We start from the raw sequence: 25,840 nt of genomic DNA, 5'->3' as shown, positions 1-25,840 counted from the left end.
GGGCTCCGCGCCGGCTCCCGCCGCTGCCACCGTCCAACCGGGCAAATCCAACAGCCGGGGCGAACTCAGGACTGGATAAAACTTGGGGGCAAGGTCATTCGGGACGCAGGGGTCGCAGGTGATGGAGAAGGGGCCGAGCCATTTACACTTCGTCTGTAACCTATTGATTTCGCTAGTGCTGTTTCGGCCGCGTTTTACAGCAAAGTGTTTGTGAGTGCTTCTGAATAATGAGACTCTTAGTCAGCGGGGCCCAGGTTCGAGCTCGGGTCCCGCCCACGACCCTCAAAGCATCTCACACCCAGCCGCCATCCACGACGTAGTGCTGAGCGGTGCAGGCGGAGGCCTCGTCGGACGCGAGGAACAGAGTGAATTTCGCGACCTCGTCCGGTGCCAGCCGGCGCTTCAGGCACTGTCGCTGCTGCAGTTCGATCTCGCCCGCCGGCGTCATCCATTTCTCGAGCTGGCGCTCGGTCATGATCCAGCCCGGCGCGATCGCGTTCACACGGATATTGTAGGGGCCGTAATCGCGCGCGAGGGAGCGCGTCAGACCGACCACGCCCGACTTGCTGGCCGTGTACGCGGCCATGCCGCCTTGACCGGCCATCCACGACACCGAGCCGAAATTGATGATGGCGCCGGCATTCGCCGCCTTCATGTCCGGCAACACGGCTTGCGCGGCGAAGAACTGGTGCTTCAGGTTCACCGCGATGCGGTCGTCCCAGTATTCCGGCGTCATCTCCTCGGTGTTGTGCCGTTCGTCATGTGCGGCATTGTTGACGAGGATATTGATCGCGCCGTGTGCTTTGCGCGCCTCGGCGACGCCGGCGCGCAACGCGGCGATGTCAGTCAGGTCGATGCGCTGGAAATGCGCAGCCAGACCCTGATCCGACAGCTCGCGTGCGAGGCGTTGGCCCTCGTCCACCTTGATGTCGAAGAACACGACATTGGATTTCTGCTGCGCGAAGCGCCGCACGATCGCAGCCCCAATCCCCGATGCGCCACCGGTGACGAGAACGACCTTGCCGGCGAGGTCGGAATAAACGGCGGCCATGGGCACCTCTCAAAGTTGCATTGCGGGCGGTGCGAGGCGCCGCCCAGTTGTCCCGCCAACCTTAGCCATTCCGGACGTGAGGTGCATAGATCAGAATTTTAGTTGCGTACCTCAAAAATCGAGGGCAGGATTGCAGCCAAAGAATAAGAGCCGGTTGGGAGGAATGTGATGAGACTGCTCGGGAAGCTGGGACTCGCCGCCGCCGCATGCCTGCTTTGGGCCAACTCCGCCGCGGCCGACACGACGGTCAAGTGGTTGCACATCGAAGCCAATCCGGCCCAGGTGAAGATCTGGGAGGAGGTTGCGCGGGCCTATGAGGTGTCGCATCCCGGCACCAAGATCGAGATGCAGTTCCTCGAGAACGAGGCCTACAAGGCCAAGCTGCCGACCATCCTGCAATCCAAGGTCCGGCCGAACATCATCTACAGCTGGGCCGGCGGCGTCCTGAAGACGCAGATCGAGGCTGGCGTCCTCGACGACATCACCGATCAGGTGAAGGGTTACAGCGACAGCCTCACGCCGGCAGCGCTCGCCGCCTTCACGGCCAACGGCCGCGTCTATGGTCTTCCGACCGCGCTGTCGCAGGTCGGCTTCCTTTGCAACAAGGAGCTGATGGCGAAGGCAAAGGTCGATCCTGCGGGGATCAAGACCTGGGACGATCTGCTTGCCGCGGTGAAGACGTTGAAAGCCGCCGGCGTGACCCCGATCGTGGTCGGTGGCGCCGACAAATGGCCGCTGCACTTCTATTGGACGCATCTTGCAGTGCGCATCGGCGGCAAGCCGGCGTTCGATGCGGCGCTGCGCGGCGAGGACGGCGGCTTCGCCGGGGAGACCTTCCGGAAATCCGGCGAGCTGTTCAAGCAACTCGTCGATCTCCAGCCGTTCCAGAATGGCTTCCTCGGCTTCAAGAATCCGCAGGCGGTCGGCTATTTCGGCGATGGCAAGGCGGCGATGACGCTTGCCATCAGCACGGTCTATCATTTGCAGCGCGCGCTTGCCGCCGACAAGGTCGGATTGAGCGAAGACAAGATCTGCTGGTTCGACTTCCCGGTCGTGGCGGGCGGCAAGGGCGCGCCAACCGATACGCTCGGTGGCATCACCGGCTGGCTGATCACCAAGGGCTCGCCGAAGGAGGCCGTCGATTTCCTGAAATACTTCGTCTCCAGGGACGTGCAGACGCGGCTTGCTGCGGGCAACTTCATCATCCCGGTGGTGCAGGGGGCGGATGCCGGTCTCAACAACGCCTTCATGAAGCTGATCGCGGCCAATCTGGCGAAGTCGAACTACCACCAGAACTTCTATGACCAGAGCCTCGGCCCCTCGGTTGGCCGCGTCGTCAACGACGTCACCGCCGAGATCGCCGGCGGCAGCATGAGCCCGCAAGACGCGGCCAAGGCGATCGAGGCGGCGTGGAAGCAGGGTAACTGACGGTGGCACGCCGGGCCGCGAGCGTGTCGGCGATGGACGTTGCCGGTGAGCTCCCGCAGGTCGCCGAGCGCGGCCCGAGCTGGGACGGCAGGCTGACGGTCCTGATCCTGTTCCTGCCGCCGGCGCTGCTGTTGTTCACGCTGTTCGTGGTGCTGCCGATCGGCGAGGCGGCCTGGTACTCGGCCTTCAACTGGAACGGGTTCGGCAGGCCGACCAACTGGATCGGCTTCGACAATTACCGTTTCGTGTTGGAGACACGCGCCTTCTGGCTCGCGCTGCGCAACAACGGGCTGATCATCGCTGTTTCGCTCGCCATCCAGCTGCCGCTTGCGCTCACGCTGGCCTTGATGCTCGCCGAACGCTTCCGCGGGGCGGTGGCGCTACGCATGCTGTTCTTCATGCCTTATATCCTGGCCGAGATCGCGACCGGGCTGATCTTCAGCTTCGTTTACGACGGCGACTACGGCCTTGTCGCCTCGATCTGGCGCAGCTTCGGCGCCGAGCCCCCGCATCTGCTGGCCTCGACCGATACGGCAATGCTGGCCGTGCTGATCGTCGTCGTCTGGAAGTACTTCGGTTTTCACATGATGCTGTTCATCGCGGCGCTCCAGGGCCTCGACAAGAGCCTGATCGAGGCCGCGCGCATCGACGGCGCGACGCGTTCGCAAGCCCTGCGACACGTGGTCATCCCCTTGCTCTATCCGACGATTCGGCTCTCGGTGTTCTTCGCCATCGTCGGCTCGCTGCAGCTGTTCGACCTCGTCATGCCGCTGACGCGCGGGGGGCCTGCGGACTCCTCGAACACGCTGGTGAGCTTTCTCTACAACAACGGCATCTCCCGCATGCGGGTCGGATATGGCAGCGCCATCGGTGTCATTCTGTTCACGATCTGCGTGACCTTTGCCTTCACGTACAAGCGATGGTTCATGCGTGATGAGTAGCACCGAGACCAGTCGTACGCCGTTCGATCCTGCCGTGCTGTTCAAGGCGGTGTTCCTCGCCGTCGTTGCCGTCTTCGTGCTGGTGCCGCTGCTCGCGACCTTGCTCGGCGGCTTCAAATCGCTCGGCGAACTGCGCGTCAATCCGTTCGGCCTGCCACGTCACTGGGAGTGGCAGAACTATGCCGACATCCTGTTCTCCACGCGCTACTGGCAGCTCTTGCGCAACTCGCTGATCATCTCGACGCTCACGGTGACCCTGACCCTGATCGTCGCCTCGATGGCGGCGTTCACTTTCGCCCATGTCAGGTTCTACGGCTCATCGTTGCTGCTGAGCTACCTGACGCTCGGCCTGCTGTTTCCGGCCGCGACCGCGGTGCTGCCGCTCTTCATCAAGGTACGCGATCTCGGGCTGCTCGATACCTATTTTGGCGTGGCGCTGCCGCAGGTGGCCTTCAGCCTCGCGATGAGCGTGCTGCTGCTGCGGCGCTTCTTCAAGGACATTCCCTATGAACTGCTCGAGGCCGCGCTGGTCGACGGCTGTAGCTATATCAAATTCTTCCGCTATGTGACGCTGCCGTTGTCGCGACCGATCCTGGCGACCGTCGGGACCATCACTTTCGTCAACAGCTGGAATGCCTATCTGTTGCCGCTGGTGATGCTCAACACCGATGCGCTCTATCCCTGGCCGCTCGGCATCATGGTTTATCAGGGCGAGTATTCGTCCGAGTGGCACCTGATCCTGGCCTTCATCACGCTGACCATCCTGCCCACCATCATTCTGTTTCTTCTGGCGCAGAAGCACATCGTCGCCGGCCTCACCGCAGGCGCGGTCAAGGGATGAACGATACCTTACGGAGATCACAATGAGAAAAGTCGGCATCGGAATCATCGGCTGCGGCAATATCAGCACCGCCTATCTGAAGGCGGCCCAGCGCTTTCCGATCATGGAAATCAAGGCGCTCGCCGATATGCGCAGCGATGCGGCGGAGCGGCAGGGTGCCGCCTTCGGGCTGCCGGCGATGCGGGGCGATCAACTGCTCAAGCGAGAGGATGTCGAGATCGTCATCAATCTCACCGTGCCGCTCGCCCACACCGACGTCAGCCTCGCGGTGCTGAATGCCGGCAAGCACGTTCATTCCGAGAAGCCGCTCGGCATCAACGTCGCGGAAGCCCGCAAGGTGATGGATCTCGCCGCGCAGAAGGACCTTCGCGTCGGCTGCGCCCCTGATACGTTCCTTGGCGGTGGGCACCAGACCGCGCGCAAGCTGATCGACGATGGCGCGATAGGCACGCCGGTCGCGGGCAGCGTCTTCTTCGGCTGTCCCGGCCACGAGCGCTGGCACCCGTCGCCGGGCTTCTACTACCTTCGCGGCGGAGGGCCAATGCTCGACATGGGGCCGTACTACATCACGGATCTCGTGCAGCTGCTTGGCCCGGTCGCGAGCGTGATGGGCTCGACCGCGCGCCCGAAATCCGAGCGGCTGGTCACCAGCCAGCCGATGAACGGCACCCTTATCCCGGTCGAGGTTTCGACCCATGTCGCCGGCACGCTCGAATTCGAGAGCGGGGCGGTCGTCTCGATCGCGATGAGCTTCGACGTACCGAAGCACCGGCACGCGCCGATCGAGATCTATGGCGACAAGGGCAGCATGTTGGTGCCGGACCCGAACCGGTTCGGCGGCGAGGTGCAGGTCGCGAAGACTGGCGGTGAATGGGAGCCGGTGCCGCTGACCCACGGTCATGTCGACGGCGAGTTTCGTTCCATCGGGGTCGCCGACATGGCCTCCGCGATCCTGAACAACCGCCCGCATCGCGCCAGCGGCGCGCTCGCTTTCCATGTGCTCGAGGTGATGGAGGCGTTCCAGACCTCCGCCGACGAAGGACGCCGCGTCAAGATCGGGAGCTCCGTGGAGCGGCCGGCAATGCTGCCGGCCGGACGTGAAACCGGACAGATCGACTGAGGGAATGACCATGCGCAAGGCAATGATTGTATGGGGCGGCTGGCCGGGACACGATCCCGATCTCTGCGCCTCGATGATCCGCGGCTGGCTGAAGGCGGAAGGATTCGAGGTTCGGGTCGAGACCACGACGGCGGCGTTCGCCGATCCCGCGATCCACGATTTGTCGCTGATCATCCCGATCTACACCATGTCGAAGATCGAGAAGGCGGAAGCGCTCAATCTCTGCGCGGCGGTGCGTGGCGGCGTCGGGCTGGCCGGGCATCATGGCGGCATGTGCGATGCGTTCCGCGAGTCCGTCGACTACCAGTTCCTGTGCGGCGGGCAGTGGGTCGCGCATCCCGGCAACATCATCGACTACAAGGTCGACTTGACGAAGCCGGATGACCCCATCATGAAGGAGCTGAAGAGTTTCGAGCATCGTTCCGAGCAGTATTACATGCATGTCGACCCCGCCAACGAGGTTTTGGCGACGACGACCTTCACCGGCGAGCACGCGCCCTGGATCGACGGGGTGGTGATGCCTGTGGTCTGGAAGAAGCGATACGGCGCGGGCAGGGTGTTCTACTCCTCGCTCGGCCACCGTGCTTACGAGCTCGACGTACCGGAGATCCGAACGTTGATGACTCGCGGCATGCTGTGGGCCGCGCGGGAATGACAGCCGGTGCGACGCAGCCGGCGGTTCGCGCCACGCTGGAGGACGTCGCGCGTGCGGCGGGCGTTTCGCTCGCAACCGTCGACCGCGTCGTCAACCGGCGCGAGGGCGTGCGCGCCAAGACCGTCGCACGTGTCGAGGCCGCGGTGGCAAAACTCGGCTATCGGGGCGATGTCGCGGCCGCGCGGCTCGCCCGCGGGCAGACGTTCCGCTTCGCCTTCGTGCTGCCGAGCGGCAGCAACAGCTTCATGACCAACCTGGCCGAGCAGGTCCAGCGCACCGCGGACTGGCTCGCCGGCCACCGCGGCTTCATCGATATCCTCCATGTCGACGTGTTCGATCCGGATGTGCTCGCCGGTGCGCTGGAAAACCTGTCGCCGGCCTATCAGGGCGTCGCCGTCATCGCACTGGACCATCCCAGGGTGCGCGCCGCGATCGACGAGCTCGCCGCGCGCGGGGTCGCCGTGGTGACCCTTGTGTCGGACGCGCCGAGCTCGCGGCGACTGCATTATGTCGGTATCGACAACCCGGCCGCGGGGCGAACTGCGGCAACGCTGATGGGACGTTTCCTCGCCGGCTGCGAGGGGAAGGTTGCCGTGATCGCGGGATCGCTATCGTTGCGCGATCACACCGAGCGGCAGTTCGGCTTCCACCAGATCCTGTCCAGCGAGTATCCGAACCTGATTGCGCTGCCGGTGATCGAAGGCCGCGACGACAGCGAGCGCACGCGGGAGCTCACGGTCGCACTGCTGGCGCGCCACGCCGATCTCCGCGGCATCTACTGCTGCGGCGCCGGGAACCGCGGCATCGCCAATGCGCTGGAGGCCTCGGGCCGCGCGCGCGAAGTGGTCTGGATCACGCATGAGCTGACCCAGTACACGCGGCGTTTCCTGGTCCGCGGCACGCTCGATGCCATCATCAACCAGGATCCCGGCCACGAGGCGCGGTCTGCGGCGCGAGTTCTGCTCGCGCATTGTTCGGGTGAGCCCATCAGCCCCGACCAGGAGCGCATCCGCATCGATATTTTTCTGCGGGACAACCTGCCGTGAGTCGCGTTCGCAGGTGATGCGCAGCTTGCTTCGATAGGTGTCGCGAAGTGCCGCAGCGGCCTCAACGGTGCTCAGAAGTTCGCTGCCATTGCTGCGAGGTGCTGATGGGCTCTTTCGCGGGCAGCCTCTATGGGCTGTTGCGGTCCGGTGGTTGGCCCGATCGGCACGAAACGGACATTGCTGATACCGATAAAGCGCAAAATTTCCCGCAGGTAAGGCGTTGCCATGTCGATGCGCCCGCGGTTCATTCCGGTGGCGAAATCGCTGCCACTGGCGAGGATCACCGTGGTTGGCCGGTCCTTCAGCAGCGGGAGATATCCCAGGGAGGGATCGAACCGAAAGGTGAGCCCGGGCTGGACGATGACATCGAACCATTGCTTGAGCTTGTAGGGAATGCTGAAGTTCCACATTGGCGTCGAGATCAGCACCCGATCAGCCAGTGAAAAGCGCAGCGCCATCCGCTCGGCCTCTGCAAAGCTGTCCCGTTGCGCGTCGTTGAAGGGCTGCGCCTTCATCCGCGCATATTTGGCCTCGACGATGGGACCTGCGAATTCCGGCAGCCGCTCGCGCCAGAGATCCACGACGTCAATATCCCAGTCCGGACGGGCCTGCCGAAACCCGTCAAGAAACACGCGCGCGCCGGCGCTCGACTCGGAGTCGGCACGGGGCGAGCAGGAGAGGTGCAAAAGCTTTGCCACCACTCATCCCAGCGCTCTGATGACGGCATCCGCCCGGGTGACGATTGCGACGTTCTGCATGGCAAAGTTGATCGAGGCGGAGTGCCAGTCGGCATTCATGGTCGAGCAGCAGTCTTCCGGCACGATCATGAAATAGCCCTTGTCGGCGCCGGTGCGTGCGGTGTGCTCGACCGACATGTTGGTCCATGCGCCGGTGTTGATGATCATGTCGCGCCCGGTGGCCTTGAGGATCGTCTCCAGCCGGGTGCCCTCCCAGGCGCTCATCCGCATCTTCTCGACGACGAAATCGCCGGGCCGCGGCTCGAGGCCCGAGACCGGGGCGGCACCCCAGCTGCCGCGTACCATCGCCTTGCTGTCGACGAGACCCTCGAACAGCGGTGCGTTCAGCGTCACGCCGGGTGCGCCGGGCTCGACCACGAACCAGACATGGATGATGGCGACGCCGCGCGCGCGCGCTGTCTCCGCCAAGCGCCGGACGTTCTCGACCACATGCTGTTGCTTCGCATGACCCGGTGCGCCCGATTCGGCGAACGCTCCGCCATCCATGATGACGTCGTTCTGAAGATCCTGGATGATCATGGCGCAGCGGCTTGGATCGAGCCGCATCTCGCCATCGGCGAGGATGGGCGCGGCAGCCGCGGGGCCGGCGCTTGCGCCGCCGCTGCCACGTTTGCCGCTCATATACGGCTCGTGGCGCGGCCCGGCCTTGGTCGGGATGGCATAGACCGAATGCGTGGACGTCAAATAGAGCGTGCGGAAATCCGGGCCACCCCAGGCAAGGTTGGCGACGAGCTCAGGCACGCGAACTTTTCCGAGCAGCTCGCCGCGCGGCGAATAGACCCAGACGCCGCCGGGCGCGGTGACCCAGACATTGCCATGCTGGTCGCACTTCATGCCGTCAGGCAGGCCCGGCTCCAGCTCGGAGCGGATGCCGCTCGCGAACACGCGCGCGTTCGACAGCGAGCCGTCGCCGTTGACGTCGAATACGCGGATCAGCGCCTGCACGGTGTCGTTGACATAGAGCAGTTTTTCGTCGGGTGAGAAGCACAGCCCGTTCGGCTGGTCGAACAAATTGCGGTCCACCACGAGCTTCGGCTCGCCGCCCGGCATGACGCGATAGACGCCCTGGAAGCCGAGCTGGCGCGGCCGCTCGACACCATAGACCGGCATGCGGCCATACCAGGGGTCGGAGAAATAGATGGCACCGGAGGAGTGCACGCAGACGTCGTTGGGGCTGTTGAGCTCCTGTCCCTGGAAGTGCGAGGCCAGCACTTCGCGCCGCCCGTCCGGCCGCTCACGGATCAGCGACGAGGTCGCGTGCTCGCAGACGATCAGATTGAGCTCGGCGTCATAGCTCATGCCGTTGCACTTGTTCGACGGGCGCTTGACCTCCGCGACGCCGCGCCGCGCATCCCAGCGCCGCCGTACGTCGCCCGGCATGTCCGAGAACAGGAGATAATGATCGACCGGATGCCAAATCGGTCCCTCGGTGAAGTCAAAGCCCGTTCCGACCTGCGCGACCGGCGCATAGGGGTCGATCAGGGTCTCGAATTCGGAGCGCAAGGTGACGTGTGTCATCGGTCGATATCCTCAGGTCACGTCAGGCAGGGAACCAGTTGCGCGCGGGCAGCGACTGCACGATCGGGCCGGGGACCTGGTCGTGCAGCCGTCCAACGACCATGCCGCCCTCGATCTTGGCCGGCCTGTCGTGCACCGGCAGCAGATAGCGCGAATTGCTGAGCAGCTTCTTGATCGAGGCCTTCTCGGCTCGCTTGCTGGTGCCGTGGTTTCCCGTCGTCCGCGGCTCCCAGTCGTGGATCTCGTTGAAGGGCGTGACGATCTGGTCGTTGAAATCGTAGATCACGTCGCCGCAGATCGTCGCGATCCCGTCGGCAGTCTCGACGATGACGTTCATCGATCCCTCGGTATGTGCATTGGCCGCATCGCAATAGACGCCGGGCATCAGCTCGATAGGACCTGTGATCTCGAGGTCGAGGAAGCGCAGCGCACTCTTGGTGTGCAGTCGGTCGATGAGATGCTTGATGTCGGGCGCCGGATATTGCGGATGCATCAAGCCGGAGACGGAATATTCGAGTTCTTTCCGGTTGAGGACGACGGTCGTGTTCATCGGAAACAGATCGTCCTTGCCGGCGTGGTCGATGTGCAGATGGGTGTGGCAGACGAAGCGGACGTCTCCCATGCGCACGCCGTGGCGGGCGAGCTGGTTCTCGATCATGTGCTCGTGGTATTGCAGGCCGCGCATCCCCAGCGTTTCCATGATCTGGTTGGAGCGGTAACCGGTATCGACCACGACCGGATATTTGCCGCCGAGGATCAGAAAGCCGAGAGTGAGGACGCGGCGCGTGCGGCCGCAGTCACGGCCGAGGACCAGAAAGCTCGATTCCAGCTCGATATCGCCATAGTCCAGGATCTTGATCTCCAGCGCCATTCGTTTCCCTCCCTGTTCTGTTCTTGTCTGTCAAAGCCGATAGACGCGCGTCGCCGTCGTCCTGAAGATTGCGTCCTGCTGCTGGGTCGTCAGCCTCGCGGCCGCGGCACGAAAGGCGTCGACGAGCTCCGGATAGCTGGTCCACAATTTCTCGATCGGAAAATTGGAGCCGAACAGGCAGCGCTCCGCGCCGAAAATCGCGACGGTATCGGTGAGGACGGCCGCGATGTGCGCGGGATCGTTGCGATGGATGAAGGTGCCGAGCCCGGAGAGTTTTGAGACCACGTTCGGACAGGTTGCGAGCCGGGCCATCCCGGCGCGCCAGGCGGCCCGGCCCGCCGGCGAGAGGTCCTCCAGCATGCCGGCATGCTGGAGGATGAAGGTCACCCTGGGGCAGGACTCGGCGAGCAGCGCTGCATCCGGCATCTGCGGCGTGAAGACCTGGAGGTCAAAGCTCCAACCGTAATCGGCCAGTCGTGCGATGTTGCGGCGGACCATGGGATCGACGCAGAGATCGGGCTTGGCCGCGAAGCGATAGAGCGGATTGTCGTGCCAGTGCAGCTGCATGCGCACGCCGCGCACGAGCGGGTAGCGCTTCAGGCGATCGAGTTGCGGGCGCACGTCGTCGACGGCGAAATCGGCGTAGGCGACGATGGCATGCGGCCAGCCGTGCTCGTCGGCAGTCTGCTGGACCCAGGCTGCCTCGTCCTCGAAACGGTCGTTGGCCCAGTTGGTCTGGACATAGACCGAACGGGTGACGCCGGTGCCCTTGAGGTCGTCGAGATATTCCCGGATCGGATAATCGCGACGGATCGGCTCGTAGGGTCCAAAGATGCGCGGCTGCATCGGGCCGGTCAGCCAGGGCAGGTCGGCCTGCCGCCAGATGTGATGATGGCCGTCGACAATGTCGCTCACGCCGCTCTCCTCCGTCCCAACGTCAGAATGTGCGCGACAATCGACGCGCTTGAACCGCCATCCACGAGATCATCGACGAAGCGCTGGATGGCCACCAGCGCCTCGGTCTGTGGGCGGAAGTCCGGGCCCGTCGCGAGCGGCGTCAGCCAGCTCACGCGCCAGGCGCGCCGCGACAGCTTTGCGACCGCGTCGCGTAACGCATCGACTTCGCCGCGCTCCAGCCCGTCCGACACGACGACGACGGCCGCGCCTCGCGCGTAACCACCGAACCGCGGCACCGCGAGGAAGGCTTGCAGCGCGTCGCCGATGCGGGTGCCGCCATCCCAGTCGCTGACGAGGTGCGCCGCCGCGCTCAGCGCCTGCTCGCGCCGCTTGAGGCGCAACGGGCGGGTGACGCGGGTCAGCCGCGTGCCGAAGGTGAAGACCTCGACATTGGGCGCGGCCTGTACCAGCGCATGCGCGAGCTTCATGTTCTCCTCGGTGCGCGTCTTCATCGAGCCGGAGACGTCAATCAGCAGCAGGAGTTTTCGTCGGCGCGGGCGCCGCTTCAGGTGCCCGAGCCGCAGGATCTCGCCGTCGTTCCGGACACACTCGCGCAGGGTTCGGCGAAGGTCGGCAAACGGCCCGCGGCGGGCGCGCATGCGCCGGTGGCCGCGACGCTGCGGCAGGCGCCGGGAGGCCTCGCGGGCCAGGCGCCGAAGCGCGTCGGTGGTGGAGAGCTGGGCGAAGCGGCGCTCCACCAGCGCCTCGGCGCGCGTCGCGGCGAGGCCGGATTCGTTGGCGTCGTCGGAGAACAGGGGTTCCTGTTCGCCGCGGCCCTCTTCCTGGAGCCGGACAGTCTCGTCGTCGTCGCCGTCATCGACATGTTCGATGGCTTCGCTGCCGCGGAAGTGCAGGTCGAACAGCCGGTCGAAGGTCTTGCGGCGCTCGGGTGGCGGGGCGAGTGTGGCCAGCGCCGATTGCCAGATGTCGTTGAGGTCGCGCGGCCCGAGCAGCTCGATCGCGGCGAGATAGGAGGTGGTCTGCTCGGGCGCGACGGCAAAGCCGTTGGCGCGCAGCAGCGCGACGAAGGAGACGAAGATGCGGGCAGCGCGTGGAAGCTCAGGCTCGGTGCTCATGCGGTTGCCTCCGCGAGCATGACGTCGAGCCGGGGCGAGATGAAGTGCAGGTCTTCCTCGTCTTTCAGCGCCACGCCGATCGAGCGTTTGAAGGCGTCGGGCCAGCGCGCACCGCCCTTGTGAAGGAGCGTCGCCGCTTCAGCCCAGTCGACGGCTTCCGCGATGCCTGGTGCCTTGCTGAGCGGCTCGCGGCGCAATTTGCCGACGGCCGCGACGACGGCCCGCGCTGTCGCCTCGGCGACGCTGGAGGCCCGCAGCATCACGATACGCGCCTCCCGCTCTTCAGTGGGATAGTCGATCCAGTGATAGACACAGCGGCGGCGCAGGGCTTCGTGTAGGTCGCGCGTCCGGTTAGATGTCAGCACGACGACAGGACGTTCGGCCGCGCGCACCGTGCCGCGTTCCGGGATCGAGATCTGGAAGTCCGAGAGAAATTCGAGCAGGAACGCCTCAAACTCCTGGTCGGCGCGGTCGATCTCGTCGATCAGCAGCACGGTGGAGTCGGGTGCGCGAAGCGTCGCCAGCATCGGCCGCTCAATCAGAAACGTTTCGCCATAGATGTCGATGCTCTCGTCGCCAGCCTGGCGGATCGCGAGCATCTGGCGTGGATAGTTCCACTCGTAGAGCGCGGCCGAGGCGTCGATGCCCTCGTAGCATTGCAGGCGGATGAGGCGACGGCCGAGGACGGCGGCGATGGCTTTCGCGGCCTCGGTCTTGCCGACGCCGGGGGCGCCTTCGAGCAGGAGCGGTTTGCCGAGGGCAAGGCCAAGATAGGCTGCGGTCGCGAGCCCTTCATCGGCGAGGTAATAGGCTGCCCGAAGCGCCTTCTCCAATGCCTCGGGGCTGTCGATGCCAACGATGTTGCTGCGAACTGCCATGGCCGGTCTCAGCGTCGCGCCTGTGGCCGCGCGCCGCCCTGGGTCTTGATCGCGCGCAGCACCTTTTCCGGCGTGATCGGCAGATCGTCGATGCGCACGCCGACGGCGTTGAAAATCGCATTCGCGACAGCCGGCAGCACGGGATTGGCGCACATTTCGCCCGGTCCTTTGGCGCCGAACGGTCCATCTGGCGCGGGGCGCTCCAGCACGGCGATATCGTGCGGGCAAATGTCACCCGGGCCGGGCATCAGATATTCGACGAAGTCGCGGGGGCCGTGAACAGGGTCGGGATAGTGAGGCTCCGTGGTCTCGTACAGCGCGTGGCTGATGCCCATCCAGGCGCCGCCCACGAGCTGCTGCTCGACCAGGCGCGGATTGAGCGCGCGGCCGAGCTCGTAGGCAGAGTCCATCCGGACCATCGCGACTTCACCGGTCTCGTCGTCGACCTCGACCTCCGCCACGAGACAGGCATGGGCGTAGCAGGTCGCCGGCGACATCTCGCCGGTTTCGGGGTCGACGTTGGACAGAGGCACGAGGAATATGCCACGGCCGGAGATGGTCTTGCCCTGCTTGAACTGGGCGGCGATGGCGACGTCCTTGGTCGAGATCGAGCGATGCGGCGCACCCTTGACGTGGATGTTGCCACGTCCGTCGGTTTCGAGATCGGCGGCGTTGACCTCGAGCTCCTCGGCGGCCGCCTCCATCATCACGCCGCGTGCCTCGCGCGCCGCGGCCATCACCGCATTGCCGACGCGATGGGTGCCGCGCGAGGCGAAGGAGCCCATGCAATGCGGACCGGTGTCGGAATCCGCGGTATCGACATAGACGTCCTCGACGGGAACGCCCAGCGTCTCCGCGCAGATCTGCCGCGTCACCGACTTCATGCCCTGGCCGAGGTCGATCGACGACAGCGCCACCGTGAACTTGCCGCTCGGGTTGGAATGAACCAACGCCTGGCTGGGATCGCCGCCGAGATTCATGCCGATGGGATAGTTGATCGACGCCATGCCGCGTCCGCGATGCAGGGTCATCAGCGCCTCCTGGTGCCGAACACGGAGGAGAAGCGGGGCGCGCCATGCGAGGGCGCGGCCGGCCGCGGTGGAGGTGGCGACGGCGCAGGGGGCGGCGGCTCACGCGGTGGTTCGCGGGTGACGGTGGGCGGGAGCCGGTCATAGCTGGTGCGCTGCTGGACTGGTGCGGCCGGCCGGCTGCGCGAATCCGTCGGTGTCGGCGGGATCACGGCGCGGCTGCCGCCGCCGTCCTTGCGCGACGACGCTCGCTTGAACTCCTCGCGGATCGGCCATTTCGCCTTCTCGGCGGCGACCTGGACGCATTCGATCAGCGCGGTGTTCTTGGCTTCGCGCCGATGCGCCTTCATGTCGCCGTCGCGATAGGCATTGAGGATCCGGAACTCCATCGGGTCCATGCCGACGAGGTTCGCCAGCTTGTCCATCTGGCACTCGATCGCAAAATCCATCGCGGTGACGCCGAAACCGCGCATCGCGGTCGCGGGCGTCCGGTTGGTGAAGACGCAATAGACGTCGCCATAGACGTTCGGGATGGTATAGGGCCCGGGCAAATGCGCGGCGCATTTCACGGCGGCGTAGCTGGACAGCCGCGTATAGGCGCCGCTGTCGAAATAGGCGCGGATCTTGCGCGCAACGATGCGGCCGTCGCGCATCACGCCGTCCTTGATGTAGATGCGCTCGGCGCCGCGAGGCGGGCCGTATTGCATCTCCTCCTCGCGCCCGAACACGTAGCGGACGGGACGCCCGGTCAGCATCGCACCCAGGATCGCGAGCGGCTCGGTCAGCGTATCCACCTTGCCGCCAAAGCCGCCGCCGACGGTGCCGCCGATGAAGTGGAAGGTGTTGGATGGCAGGTCCAGGATCTTGGCGCAGGTGTCGACCGAGAAGAACAATGCCTGCGTCGAGGTGTAGACGACGTAGCGGCCGTTGGTGTCGGGCGCGACGATCGCGCCATTGGTTTCGGTTGGCGCGTGCTCGATCGGCGACATCTGGTAGCGCTGTTCGAGCACGTGGTCGGCGGTCGCGAGCGCGGCGTCGGCATCGCCGAAGCGCAGCTTCTGGTGATCATGGACGTCGTGATAGATGAAGGCGTTCTTCGGATAGGTCTCGTTGACGACGGGCGCCCCGGACTTGAGCGCGTCTTCGACGTCGAGCACGACGGGCAGCGGCTCGTAGTCGATCCGCACCTTTGCGATTGCCTCGAACGCCTCGCGCTCGCTGTCCGCGACGATAGCCACGACCGGTTCGCCCTTGTAGCGGACCTTGTCCGCCGCCAGCGTAGGCTCGTCGTCCTTGCCGAAGTTGATGAGGCTGAGAAGCGTGTTGAGATTGCGCGGCACGTCGGCGCCGCGGATGATCCGGCGTACGCCGGGCGAGCGTTCGGCTTCCGTGGTGTCGATATGGCGCAACCGCGCGTGCGCCTGCGTCGAGCGGACCACTTTCAGATGCAGCATGCCCTGAAGCTTGTGGTCGTTGAAATAGCTCGACGTGCCCGTGACATGGCCGAGCATGTCCTGGCGCTGCGTGCCCTTGCCGATCTCATTGAGATTGTCGTCGCGCTCGTCGGCGAAAATGTCCTTGCGCAGTTCCAGCATGACAAGATCCTTTAGGCACTGGCCCGGCCGCCCGAAGCGGCGAGGATGGCATCGATGATGGGTTCGTACCCGGTGCAGCGGCAGATGTTGCCGGAGATCGCCTCGACGACCTCGGCGCGGCTAGGCTGCGGATTGCGATCGAGCAGCGCCTTTGCGGCCATCAGCATGCCCGGCGTGCAATAGCCGCATTGAGCGGCAAAATTGTCGGCGAAGGCACGCTGGAGCGGATGCAGGTTCGGGCCCTGCTTGAGGCCGTCGAGCGTCTCGACCGATCGGCCGGCAACGATTTCCGCCAGCGTCAGGCATGACAGGTGCAGCTCGCCGTCGATCAGCACACTGCAGGTGCCACAGCCGCCCTGGCCGCAGCCGAATTTCGGCGTCATATCGCCGATCAGTTCGCGCAGAGCGACCAGCAGATTGGTGCCGGCATCGACGAAGATCGCGACGTCGCGGCCGTTATGACGAAATTGCAGGGCGGTCTTGGCCATGACGAGCTATTCCTGACCCGAGAGGAGACGGCGCAGATGGACGCCGGCGATCTCGCGGCGATACCAGGCGCTGCCGAGCGCGTTGTCGAAGGGTGAGGTGCCCTCGGTGACGGCAGACGCCGCGGCCCCGATGGTCGCGGCATCCAGCGAGCGTCCCTCGAGCACACGCTCGGCGGCGCGTGCCCGAATCTGGGTCGGCGCCATCGAGCCCAGCGCGATCCGTACCCCGGCGATCCGCCCGCCGCTGATCGGCAGATGGGCTGCGAGCGTAATGACGGAGCCGCCCTTTGGCTTGATACGGGCGACCTTGTGATAGCGGAAGGCGTCCGCGCTCGCCGGCCGTGCGCAGGACACCGAGAGCACCAGCGTGCCGGCCTGCCGCTCGCGCGACTGCAAGAACTCTTCGATGGCGATGTCGCGCGTGCCAAAGCCGCCCTGCACGGCGACGGTGGCATCGAGCGCAAGCAGCGCCACCGTGAAGTCGCCATAGGGACTTGGCGCGAACAGGTTGCCCCCGACCGTGCCCATGTTGCGCACCGCAGGTCCGCCGATCGAGCGGGCAGGGGCGTGCAGGAAGCCGAGGTCGCGCTCGGCGAGGACTCTTGCGAAGGTGATGCCGGCCCCGAGCGTCACGCGCGGGCCCGACGCGTCGATCCGGGTCAGGGCTTGGTCGCTGGCGCGGATGACGGTCGAGACCGAGACGTCACCCTCGTTCAGCGCCCGCATCACCAGCGTGCCGCCGCCGAGATAGCGTGCGCCGCGATCTGCCGACAGCGCGCCGGCCGCTTCGCTGGTGCTGGCAAAAGTCTTCACTGTCACGGCCATTGCTATGCCGCCTCCTTCAAGTGCCGGCGGATCGCCTCGAAGCCGGCTTGATAGATGTCTTCTGCGACCATGTGGATGATGCGATCGCGGTCCTCCGGCCTGGTGCTGAAGCGCGACTCCCAGTGCCAGAAGGTGCGGTCGCCGTCGGTCACCGGCAGCAGGCGGACATGCGCCACGTAGTTGAACATCGGCACCGGCGTATCGAGCAGGCAATAGCTGAAGGTCTGCTCGAGATCGGACAGCGCCAGCAATTGCTCGCGCAGCTCAGATCCATCCTGCAGCTTGAAGCGCCTGACACAGCCGATCTTGTCAGGGGAGTGCGCGCGCTCGATCGTGGAGCTCGCGACCGCCGGATGCCAGCGATCGTGTCCGTTGAAATCGCGCAGCACGTTCCACACCGCATCGGTGGACGCATCCAGGATCGTGCTCTTGACGATATGCGGCACGGAGCTCACCCTCCGAACTGGCGCTTGAGGGCGTCGAAGCCGCCCTGGAACACGCCGCCGCCGATATTGCCGACGAGCTCCGCTTCCCGTTCGGGTGCGCAGTCGAACTCGGCGGTCCACTCCATGAAGGTCTGGTCGCCGTCGGTGACCGGCGTTAGCCGCAACGTCGCGACGTAATTCTCGACGCCCATGGGGGATTCCAGGATCGAATAGGTGCAGAACATGTCGTAGTCGGAAAGGCCGAGCAGCTTTTCGCGGATGCGGTCGCCGTTGCGCAGGCGAAAATCCCTGACACAGCCGATCTTGTCCGAGGGCTCGCCGCCCTCAATCCGGCTTTCCGCGATCGCGGGATGCCAGTTCGGCATGCCGTTGAAGTCGCGCACCCGCGCCCAGACGCGATCGTTGCGCGCATTGACGACGGTTGAGACATAGACGCGGGCCATGATGCGACCTCAGCTCTTCTTCCGGGGGCTGCGCTCCGCGGACGGTTCGCCCTCGGTGGAAGGCGAGGGAGCTGCAGCCGGCTTCTCGCCGCCTCCGCCTCCACCGCCGCCCTTGCGGGCGGACTCCTTGATGCCTTGCATGTCGCGGGCCTCGCGGATCAGGCCCGGCATCTTGGCGAGGCTGCCGCCCTCGACGCCGATATCCGCCAGAAGCGAATCGATGAGCGGCGCCTGGACGCGGTAGCGCAGCGCCGAGTCGATCACCTCGTCGGTGGCGCTGCGGCCGCCATTGCCACCATGGCCGTTGCCGTTGAGGCCGTCGACCTGGAGGATGCGGATGCCCTCGATCTTCTCCATTGGCTTGACGCTCTCGCGCACGATGCCTTCGATGCGGTCGAGCAGCTTTCTGCGGAACAGCGAGTAGCGAGCCTGGTCGGTCAGCACGTTCTCGGCCTCGTTGAGCAGCCGCTGCGCCTCGGCCTCGACGGCCGCGCGCACGCGTTCGGCTTCGGCGGCAATTCGGGTCTCCTCGGCCTGCTTCTCGGCGATCACGATTTCCACGCTCTTGCGACGCCTGGCGATCTCGTTTTCACGTGCGGTGATGACGCGCTCGGTGGCCTCCGTCGCATGTATCCGCGCTTCCTCGGCCGAGGCCCTGGCGGCGGATTCTTCCAGCGACTTCAGGTGGATCGCGATCGCCTTCTCCATCAGAACGGTCTCGACCTCCTTCTCGCGATTGACTTCGAGCTTCCGCAGCTCGCGCTCACGGCCGATGCGGGCTTCATCCAGGCCGCGATCGGAGGCAATGCGGGCGCGCTCGACCTCCTCGCGCGCGGCAATCTCGGCTTCCTGGAGCGACTGGACGCGGGCGACCTCGAGTTGCTCGATCGAGCGGCGGCGTTCGATCCGCGCCGCCTCCAGCGCCTGCTCGCGCGAGACGTCGGTGGTCTCGACGTCTTTGCGTGCGACGATCTCGGCCTGCTTGACCTGGCGGTCGGCGTCGATGCGTTCGGAGCGCTTGGTGGAGAGCGCGATGACGCGGTCCTCGTCCGCGATCTCGATCGCCTTCTTTTGCTCGATATTGAGCACTTCGCGCTTCTTGGACGAATTGATCCGCTCGGACTCCAGCGCGAGATCGACGCCGATGCGCTGGCGCTCGATCACGTCGCGCCGCTTGAGGTCAGCCGCCTCGACTGCGGCGGTTCGCTCGATCTCCAGCGCCTTGGTCTCCCTGTCGGCCTGGATCCGCTCGGCCGCGATCGCCTTCTCCTGCGCGATGCGCGCGGCCTCGATCGCTTCGCGGGAGGCGATATCGGCTTCCTCGACGGCGCGGTTGCGGGCGATCTCGAGCGAACGAACTCGTTCTTCCTGGGCGATGCGGGAGGCTTCGGTGGCTTCGCGCGCGCTGATTCCCGCGACGTCGAGTGCCTGGTTCCGCTCGATCTCCAATTGCCGCGTATTCTGCTCAGCGGCGATGCGCTCGGCGGCAAGCGTCCGCTCGCGGGCGATGCGCGCGGCCTCGACCGCGCGCTGGGCCTCGATCTCGGCTTCCTGGATCGTGCGCACCTGCTGGATCTCAAGCGCGCGGGTGCGCTCGTCTGACGCGATGCGCTCGACATTGACAATCAGGGTCTGGGCGATGCGGGCCTTTTCGGTCGCTTCGCGGGCGGCGATCTCGGCTTCGTCGACGGCGCGGGTCCGCTCGATCTCGCGGCGCCGTGTCTCTTCTTCATTGGCAATACGGGCGTCGGTCACCACCCGGTCCTGCTGGATGCGCGCTTTCTCGATCGCCTCGCGGGCGGCGATCTCGGCTTCCTCGATAGTACGCATCCGCTCGATTTCGCGCTGGCGCACCTCGCGCTCGGAGGCGATGCGGCTGGTGTCGATCGAGCGCTGGTTAGCGATCCGGGTCTTCTCGATCTCCTCGCGGGCGAACAGTTCCTTCTCTTCGATGGTGCGGGTGCGCTCGATCTCCCGTTGGCGCGTCTCGCGCTCCGAGGCGATGCGGGCTTCCGCGATCGCCTGGTCGTTGGCGATGCGTGCCTTCTCGATGGTCTCCCGCGCGGAAATCTGCGCCTGCTCGGCCTCGGTCTCGCGCAAGGCCCGCTCACGCGCGACCTCGGTGCGTTGCAGGGCGCGGCGCATCTCGATGTCACGCTCCTGCTCGAGGCGCGCCGTCTCGCTTTCGCGCTCGATCTCGAGGGCCTGTCGCTCGGCCTCCAGATTGCGGGAGCGGATCTTGATCATCGAATCCTGCTCGATGTCGTTGCGCAGCTTGCGCTTGGCCTCGATGTCCTCCATCAGGCGTGTCAGACCTTCGGCGTCGAAGCGGTTCGAGGGATTGAAGAATTCGAGATCGGTCTGGTCGAGATCGGTGATCGCAACGGATTCCAGCTCGAGTCCGTTCTGAGCGAGGGCCTCAGCCGCGTTCGCCTTGACGCGGGCCACATACTCGCCGCGCTGCTCGTGCATCTGCTCCAGGGTCATCTCCGAGGCAATCGAACGGATCGCGGAGATGAATTTGCCGGCGAGGAGGGCGTGGAGCTTCTCGGGCTCCATGGTGCGGCGGCCGAGCGTGGCGGCGGCGATGGACACGGCTTCGCGGGTCGCCTGAACGCGGACATAGAAGTCAGCCTCGATGTCGACGCGCATGCGGTCACGGGTGATCACGGCGTCCTGCCGGGAGCGCACGATGCCCATCGGCTGCACGTTCATGTTGACCGGCGTGTAATCGTGGATGAAGGGCAGCACGAAGGCGCCGCCGTTGATCACGACGCGCTCGCCAAGCAGGCCGGTCCGGACGAATGAGGTCTCCTTGGAGGAGCGATGGTAGAGCCAGTTCACGATGTAGACGCCGACCACGATCACCACGATGGCGACGATCAGCCAGAGGATCAATTCACCGACCAGAGTCCCTGACATATTTCCCTCCCTCGACCTTCCGGCGTTATCGCGCGCCGATCGCCTTGAATTTGCGTACCTGATCCGTCAGCGCCCGCTCGACCGGCAGCCGCTCCATCGAGGAGGCGCCGTAAAAGCCGTGGCAGTAGCGGGTGTTCTTCATGATGAAATCGGCGTCGTCCGGATCGGCGATCGGTCCGCCATGGGCGAGCACCAGAATGTCCGGATTGACGCTGAGCGCGGCGGAGGCCCAGGTATCGATGCGCGCCGGGCAATCCTTGAGCTTGGGCGCGGTCTGCGCGCCGATGGTGCCCCCGGTCGTGAGGCCGAGGTGACAGACGATGATATCCGCGCCCGCGATCGCCATCGCGGCGGCTTCCTTCTCGGTAAAGACGTAGGGCGTCGTCAGCAGGTCCTTCTCGCGCGCCTTGGCGATCATGTCGATCTCGAGCGCGTAGGACATGCCGGTCTCTTCGAGATTGGCGCGGAACACGCCGTCGATCAGGCCGACGGTCGGAAAGTTCTGCACGCCGGCGAAACCGAGGGCCTTCAGCTGGTCCAGGAAAACGTCCATGTCGCGGAACGGATCCGTGCCATTGACGCCAGCGAGCACTGGCGTTTTGGTCACGACGGGCAGCACTTCGCCGGCCATCTCCAGCACGATGGCGTTGGCGTCGCCATAAGCCATCAATCCTGCGAGCGAGCCGCGGCCGGCCATGCGATAGCGGCCGGAATTGTAGATGACGATGAGATCGACGCCACCGGCTTCCTCGCACTTGGCCGACAGGCCGGTGCCGGCGCCGCCGCCGATGATGGGCTCGCCGCGCTTTGCCATGTCGCGGAAGCGTTTCAACAGTTCTGCGCGTTCAAACCGGGCCATCGGTCACCTCGCTAGTCTCCGGCGCGCCCCGGTGCGGCCGAACGAGGTCCGGAACGCGCTGACAATGATGGAGGCGAACTCGGGATCGTTGATGTTCTTGGGGACGCGGATGAGCTGACGGTTGGCGGTCCGCCGCACGTTCCGCTCCAGCGCACGGAACAGCGCCGCATCGGCATCGGGATCCCAGAACGGCTGTCCTCGTGTATCGAGCGCGGAGACGCCGCCCTCGGGCAGGAAGAAGCGCACCGGGCCGTCCATCTGGTTGAGCCGATCGGCGATCCAGCGGCCCATGCGTTCGTTTTCCTCGGCCGTGGTCCGCATCAGGGTGACCTGGGGGTTGTGGACGTGGAATTTGCGGCCGCGGTAGCGCTCGGGAATGGTGTCCGGGGCGCCGAAATTCACCATGTCGAGCGCGCCCACCGAGCCGACGTAAGGCAGGCGGCCGCGGATGATCGCACCAAAGCGGTCGTCGGTTGCCGGGAACACGCCACCCATCAGGAGATCGCAGATTTCCGTGGTGGTGAGATCGATGACGCCGGCGATCTGCCCGGAATCGACGAGCTTCTCCATTGAGCGGCCGCCAACGCCGGTGGCGTGGAACACGAGGCACTCAAAATCCTCGCGCAGGTCGGCCGCGATCTTCTGGACCGCCGGCGTGGTGACGCCGAACATGGTGATGCCGACCGACGGCAATCCGCCATCGCCGAGATCCTTCCGCGCGTGCTGATCGAGGCGCGCCCTGACCATGCCGGCCAGCGCATTGGCGCCATTGGCGAGCACGGCACGCGAGATCGAGTTGAGGCCCTGCACGTCGGTGACCGAATGCATCATGGTGATGTCGGCGGGGCCGACATAGGGTCCGACGTCGCCGGAGGCGACGGAGGAGATGATCAGCTTGGGCACCCCGACGGGGAGGGTCCGCATCCCCGGCGCGACCAGTGACGCTGCGCCCGAGCCGCCCGCCGAAATCACGCCGGCAATATTGCTCTGGCGTCGCAGCCAGCTGGCGAAGGCATCGGCCATCGCGGTGACGGCAGCGCCGCGGTCGGGTCCGAACACCGCCGATCCGCCGCGCCCATGGTTCAAGGCAATCTCCTGGGCGGAGACGTCGCTGGTTGCGTGCCGGCCGCTGGTGGAGACATCGACCAGTCGCGTGCGCAGGCCGCTCCCGGCGATGATGTCGCGGATGAAGCGAAGCTCCGTGCCCTTGGTGTCGAGCGTGCCGACGACGAGCACGACCGGGGGGCCCTGCGTTTGCGCCGCGACCGGCTCGCGCCGGCGCCGGGCGGTCTCGTCGAGACGCGCCACCTGGGTCGAGAGCGTGCGGGCGGCGGCCTCGATGCGGGCGATCGGGACCGGCTGCGACCATCGGGTGGGGGGCGTCGGGTTGGAGATGTAGACGCGGATCGGGCCGCCTGGACGGGACGGCTGCGGTGCGGCCTTCGCCCCGGTGCCTGCAGCCGGCACGTCGACGGCGGGCTCGAGCTCGGCGTGGAGGCCGACGCCGAGCAGGCGCTGCTGCAACTCCCGGTCCGCGGCAAGGCGCGCGGAATCGATGATGCGGTTGATGCGGCCGTTGACCATGATCGCGACGTTGCGCGAGACGGCCGTGGCCACACCGATGTTCTGCTCGATCACGAGCACGGACATGTCGCCGTCCTCGCCAAGCCGTACCAGCATCTCCTCGACCTGGGCGACGATGACGGGCGCAAGCCCCTCGGTCGGCTCGTCCATGATCAGGAGCTGCGGATTGGTGAGCAGCGCGCGGGAGATCGCCAGCATCTGCTGCTCGCCGCCGGAGAGCTGGCCGCCGCCATGGTCCTTGCGCTCGGCCAATCGCGGAAAGGTCTCGTAGATGCGCTCGACCGTCCAAGCCCCGCGCCGCAGGCCCGCGGCAAGCTGCAGATGCTCGTCGACGCTGAGCGAGCGCCACAGCCGCCGGCCCTGCGGCACGTAGCCGACGCCAAGCCGAGCTATGTGGGCGGGCGGCCGCCGGGTGACGTCGTCGCCGCGGACGCGGATCGAGCCGCCGCTGACCGGCACCAGCCCCATGATCGCCTTGCACAGCGTGGTCTTGCCCATGCCGTTGCGACCGACCACCGAGAATACGCCGGCTTCGAGCGTCAGGTCCACGCCTTGCAGCGCATGCGAATGCCCGTAGTAGACGTCGAGGCCGCGGACTTCGAGGGCGGCGGCGGAGCGGCGGACCTCATTCATGGCCGCCTCCGAGGTAAAGCTCCTGCACCTCTGGATCGGACTCGATCTCCTGCGGCAGGCCTTCCTTGAAGATGCGCCCGTTGTGCATCATCGTGACGCTCTCGACGACGCGTAGCGCCACGTCCATGTCGTGCTCGATGATGATGTAGCCGATATGCGCCGGCAGCGAGGTCAGGATCTCGACCAGCTCGGCACGCTCGGTCGGAGACAGGCCCGCGGCCGGCTCGTCGAACAACACGAAGCGCGGCGCGCCGGCGAGCGCCAGTGCGATCTCGAGCTGACGCTGCTGGCCATGCGCAAGCTCCGCGACGCGCTGGTCCTTCACGCCTGTGAGATGGACGGCCTGCACGAGATTATCGGCCGCGCTCATCAGCGCGTCGTTCTGTCCGGGGCGCAGGAACGAGAAGCGTCCGCGCGAGACGCCGCGGCAGGCGAGGTAGACGTTGTCCTGGACGGTGAGACCGGGAAAGAGCGCTGAGATCTGGTAGGTCCGGCGCAGGCCGCGGCGGATGCGCTCGTAGGGCGGGAAGTGGGTGACGTCCTCGCCGAAGAACCGGATGGTGCCGGAGGAGGGCGGGAAATCGCCGGTGATGCAGTTGAACAGGGTGGTTTTTCCGGCACCGTTCGAGCCGAGCACCGCGCGCCGCTCGCCGGGGCGCACGGTAATGGTGACGTCGGTGAGCGCGGCCAGCGCGCCGAACAGGCGCGTCACGCCGCGAAGCTCCAGCGCCGCGCCGGCGCCGACGGCTGAGAGGCGTTGCGCGACGCTATCCATGACCGGATCCTTGACCAGATCCTCGGCCGTGACGTTCGCTTGAACGGGCCGCGCCGGATCGCTGGCGCTGTCGCCAGCTCTGCCAGAGCCCGATCACGCCGTCCGAGGACCAGAAGACGATGGCGAGGAAACCGAGGCCGATCAGCAGCCGGAAACGGTTGCCGTCGAGCCCGAGCTTGACCAGGAAGTCGAGCGCGAAGGTGCGTAGCAGCACGAAGATCAGCGCGCCGATGAAGGGGCCGATGGGACGCGTGATGCCGCCGACGACGGCGATGATGAGGATATCGATGCAGGCGCCGACGCTCACGGATCCCGGCGAGATCTGCCCGTAGTTCCAGACCTGGAGAACGCCGGCCAGCGCCGCGACAAAGGACGCGAAGGCGTAGGCGGCGACGCGGTGCGCATTGACGTTAAAGCCGAGCGCCGCCATGCGGCGGGGATTGTCGCGCACACCTTGCAGCGCCAGGCCGAATGGTGCGCGGGAGATGTATTCAACGGCGAAGTAGCACAGCGCAGCAACCGCGAGCACGATATAATAGAAAGGAATGTCGGCGCGCCAGTTGACGCCCCAGAAATGCGGCGTGGCGACGGTGTTGATGCCGGTATGGCCGTTGAAGATCGCCCAGTTCTGGTTGGTGAAATAATAGAAAGCCGCGCCGATCGCGAGCGTGATCATGATGGTGTAGATGCCCTCGGTGCGCACGGCCAGCGCGCCGCCAAGCGTGCCGAACAGGGTCGCGAGCGCGAGCGCCATCGGGACCGCGAGCCACCACGGCCAACCCAGGCTGATATTGGCGTTGCCGCTGACGCCGAACACCGCGACCATATAGGCGGAGAAGCCTGCGATGGTGAGCTGCATCAGGCTGACCATGCCGCCGTAGCCGGCGAGGAACATCAGGCTCAGCGCCATGATGCCGAGGATCAGCGTGGTCGCAAAGATCTCGATCAGGAAGAAGCCGTTGGCTATCAGCGGCATGATCAGGAGAATGGCCGCGACAATCCAGGCTGCGGGATTGTTGATCTCCGGCCATCCGCGCAAGGTGGGGCGCTGCGCGGCTGCGGCGGGACGAACGGTGACGCGGGCGTCGTGGGCGAGCGACAT

The 25,840-nt window shown here is 65.8% G+C and carries 24 protein-coding genes; 6 read left to right on the top strand and 18 right to left on the bottom strand.

The window, feature by feature from the left end; translation table 11 throughout:
• Positions 1-292 precede the first annotated feature (292 nt).
• Positions 293-1,051 (bottom strand): SDR family NAD(P)-dependent oxidoreductase, encoded by a 759-nt coding sequence (locus tag CT676_RS22695; RefSeq protein ID WP_135215393.1) that lies wholly within the window; start codon positions 1,049-1,051, stop codon positions 293-295.
• 168 nt (positions 1,052-1,219) lie between these two features.
• Between CT676_RS22695 and CT676_RS22690 the strand changes: the two genes are divergently transcribed.
• The 6 genes from CT676_RS22690 to CT676_RS22665 are packed head-to-tail and all read left to right on the top strand — an operon-like array spanning position 1,220 to position 7,082.
• A complete protein-coding gene (locus CT676_RS22690; protein ID WP_135215392.1) occupies positions 1,220-2,479 on the top strand; it encodes an extracellular solute-binding protein in 1,260 nt (419 codons plus the stop codon).
• Between the two features lie 2 nt (positions 2,480-2,481).
• The gene (locus CT676_RS22685) at positions 2,482-3,420 is read left to right on the top strand and encodes a sugar ABC transporter permease (RefSeq protein ID WP_135215391.1); all 939 of its coding nucleotides are present in this window, start codon (positions 2,482-2,484) and stop codon (positions 3,418-3,420) included.
• Positions 3,413-4,261, top strand: a complete 849-nt coding sequence (locus CT676_RS22680) for a carbohydrate ABC transporter permease (protein WP_135215390.1) — start codon at positions 3,413-3,415, stop codon at positions 4,259-4,261. Before CT676_RS22685 ends, CT676_RS22680 begins: the two co-directional genes overlap by 8 nt.
• Before the next feature lie 22 nt (positions 4,262-4,283).
• A complete protein-coding gene (locus CT676_RS22675; RefSeq protein WP_135215389.1) occupies positions 4,284-5,381 on the top strand; it encodes a Gfo/Idh/MocA family oxidoreductase in 1,098 nt (365 codons plus the stop codon).
• Between the two features lie 10 nt (positions 5,382-5,391).
• Positions 5,392-6,036 carry a ThuA domain-containing protein gene (locus CT676_RS22670; RefSeq protein WP_135215388.1) on the top strand — a complete coding sequence of 215 codons (645 nt, stop codon included), beginning with the start codon at positions 5,392-5,394 and terminating at the stop codon, positions 6,034-6,036.
• Positions 6,033-7,082, top strand: a complete 1,050-nt coding sequence (locus tag CT676_RS22665; protein WP_135215387.1) for a LacI family DNA-binding transcriptional regulator — start codon at positions 6,033-6,035, stop codon at positions 7,080-7,082. Before CT676_RS22670 ends, CT676_RS22665 begins: the two co-directional genes overlap by 4 nt.
• Positions 7,083-7,153: 71 nt before the next feature.
• Here the strand turns inward: CT676_RS22665 and CT676_RS22660 are convergent, their stop codons facing one another.
• From CT676_RS22660 to CT676_RS22580, 17 genes are read right to left on the bottom strand one after another with little or no spacing between them, the layout of a single operon-like run.
• Positions 7,154-7,780 carry an NAD(P)H-dependent oxidoreductase gene (locus tag CT676_RS22660; protein WP_039157148.1) on the bottom strand — a complete coding sequence of 209 codons (627 nt, stop codon included), beginning with the start codon at positions 7,778-7,780 and terminating at the stop codon, positions 7,154-7,156.
• A gap of 3 nt (positions 7,781-7,783) precedes the next feature.
• Positions 7,784-9,358, bottom strand: a complete 1,575-nt coding sequence (locus CT676_RS22655) for an isochorismatase family protein (RefSeq protein ID WP_135215386.1) — start codon at positions 9,356-9,358, stop codon at positions 7,784-7,786.
• A gap of 22 nt (positions 9,359-9,380) precedes the next feature.
• Positions 9,381-10,229 carry an N-acyl homoserine lactonase family protein gene (locus tag CT676_RS22650; RefSeq protein WP_028147221.1) on the bottom strand — a complete coding sequence of 283 codons (849 nt, stop codon included), beginning with the start codon at positions 10,227-10,229 and terminating at the stop codon, positions 9,381-9,383.
• A gap of 30 nt (positions 10,230-10,259) precedes the next feature.
• Complete coding sequence (locus CT676_RS22645) at positions 10,260-11,144, bottom strand: amidohydrolase family protein (protein WP_135215385.1); 885 nt, start codon at positions 11,142-11,144, stop codon at positions 10,260-10,262.
• Positions 11,141-12,262, bottom strand: a complete 1,122-nt coding sequence (locus CT676_RS22640; protein ID WP_135215384.1) for a VWA domain-containing protein — start codon at positions 12,260-12,262, stop codon at positions 11,141-11,143. Before CT676_RS22640 ends, CT676_RS22645 begins: the two co-directional genes overlap by 4 nt.
• Positions 12,259-13,140 (bottom strand): MoxR family ATPase, encoded by an 882-nt coding sequence (locus CT676_RS22635; protein ID WP_071915377.1) that lies wholly within the window; start codon positions 13,138-13,140, stop codon positions 12,259-12,261. Before CT676_RS22635 ends, CT676_RS22640 begins: the two co-directional genes overlap by 4 nt.
• An 8-nt stretch (positions 13,141-13,148) precedes the next feature.
• Positions 13,149-14,171 carry a molybdopterin cofactor-binding domain-containing protein gene (locus tag CT676_RS22630; RefSeq protein ID WP_135215383.1) on the bottom strand — a complete coding sequence of 341 codons (1,023 nt, stop codon included), beginning with the start codon at positions 14,169-14,171 and terminating at the stop codon, positions 13,149-13,151.
• Positions 14,171-15,763 carry a molybdopterin cofactor-binding domain-containing protein gene (locus tag CT676_RS22625; protein ID WP_135215382.1) on the bottom strand — a complete coding sequence of 531 codons (1,593 nt, stop codon included), beginning with the start codon at positions 15,761-15,763 and terminating at the stop codon, positions 14,171-14,173. The genes CT676_RS22630 and CT676_RS22625 overlap by 1 nt, the downstream gene beginning before the upstream one ends.
• An 11-nt stretch (positions 15,764-15,774) precedes the next feature.
• Positions 15,775-16,251, bottom strand: coding sequence for a (2Fe-2S)-binding protein (locus CT676_RS22620; protein ID WP_135215381.1), 477 nt, complete (start codon positions 16,249-16,251; stop codon positions 15,775-15,777).
• A 6-nt stretch (positions 16,252-16,257) separates the two neighbouring features.
• Positions 16,258-17,076: an FAD binding domain-containing protein gene (locus tag CT676_RS22615; RefSeq protein ID WP_135215380.1), complete on the bottom strand. Its 819-nt coding sequence runs from the start codon at positions 17,074-17,076 to the stop codon at positions 16,258-16,260.
• A 2-nt stretch (positions 17,077-17,078) separates the two neighbouring features.
• Complete coding sequence (locus tag CT676_RS22610; RefSeq protein WP_135215379.1) at positions 17,079-17,522, bottom strand: SRPBCC family protein; 444 nt, start codon at positions 17,520-17,522, stop codon at positions 17,079-17,081.
• Positions 17,523-17,527: 5 nt separating this feature from the next.
• A complete protein-coding gene (locus CT676_RS22605; protein WP_014496426.1) occupies positions 17,528-17,965 on the bottom strand; it encodes an SRPBCC family protein in 438 nt (145 codons plus the stop codon).
• Between the two features lie 9 nt (positions 17,966-17,974).
• Positions 17,975-20,887, bottom strand: coding sequence for a flotillin family protein (locus CT676_RS22600; protein WP_135215378.1), 2,913 nt, complete (start codon positions 20,885-20,887; stop codon positions 17,975-17,977).
• A 25-nt stretch (positions 20,888-20,912) separates the two neighbouring features.
• A complete protein-coding gene (locus CT676_RS22595) occupies positions 20,913-21,746 on the bottom strand; it encodes a phosphoenolpyruvate hydrolase family protein (protein ID WP_063984343.1) in 834 nt (277 codons plus the stop codon).
• 3 nt (positions 21,747-21,749) lie between these two features.
• Positions 21,750-23,963, bottom strand: coding sequence for an ABC transporter permease (locus CT676_RS22590; RefSeq protein ID WP_135215377.1), 2,214 nt, complete (start codon positions 23,961-23,963; stop codon positions 21,750-21,752).
• Positions 23,956-24,738 (bottom strand): ABC transporter ATP-binding protein, encoded by a 783-nt coding sequence (locus CT676_RS22585; RefSeq protein WP_028147232.1) that lies wholly within the window; start codon positions 24,736-24,738, stop codon positions 23,956-23,958. Before CT676_RS22585 ends, CT676_RS22590 begins: the two co-directional genes overlap by 8 nt.
• Positions 24,731-25,840: a branched-chain amino acid ABC transporter permease gene (locus tag CT676_RS22580; RefSeq protein ID WP_135215376.1), complete on the bottom strand. Its 1,110-nt coding sequence runs from the start codon at positions 25,838-25,840 to the stop codon at positions 24,731-24,733. Before CT676_RS22580 ends, CT676_RS22585 begins: the two co-directional genes overlap by 8 nt.

The sequence above is a fragment of the Bradyrhizobium sp. MOS001 genome, assembly GCF_004634465.1.
Taxonomy (GTDB): domain Bacteria; phylum Pseudomonadota; class Alphaproteobacteria; order Rhizobiales; family Xanthobacteraceae; genus Bradyrhizobium; species Bradyrhizobium barranii.
The sequence above is the reverse complement of the archived record's forward strand: the minus strand, read 5'-3'. Positions and strand labels throughout refer to the sequence as shown.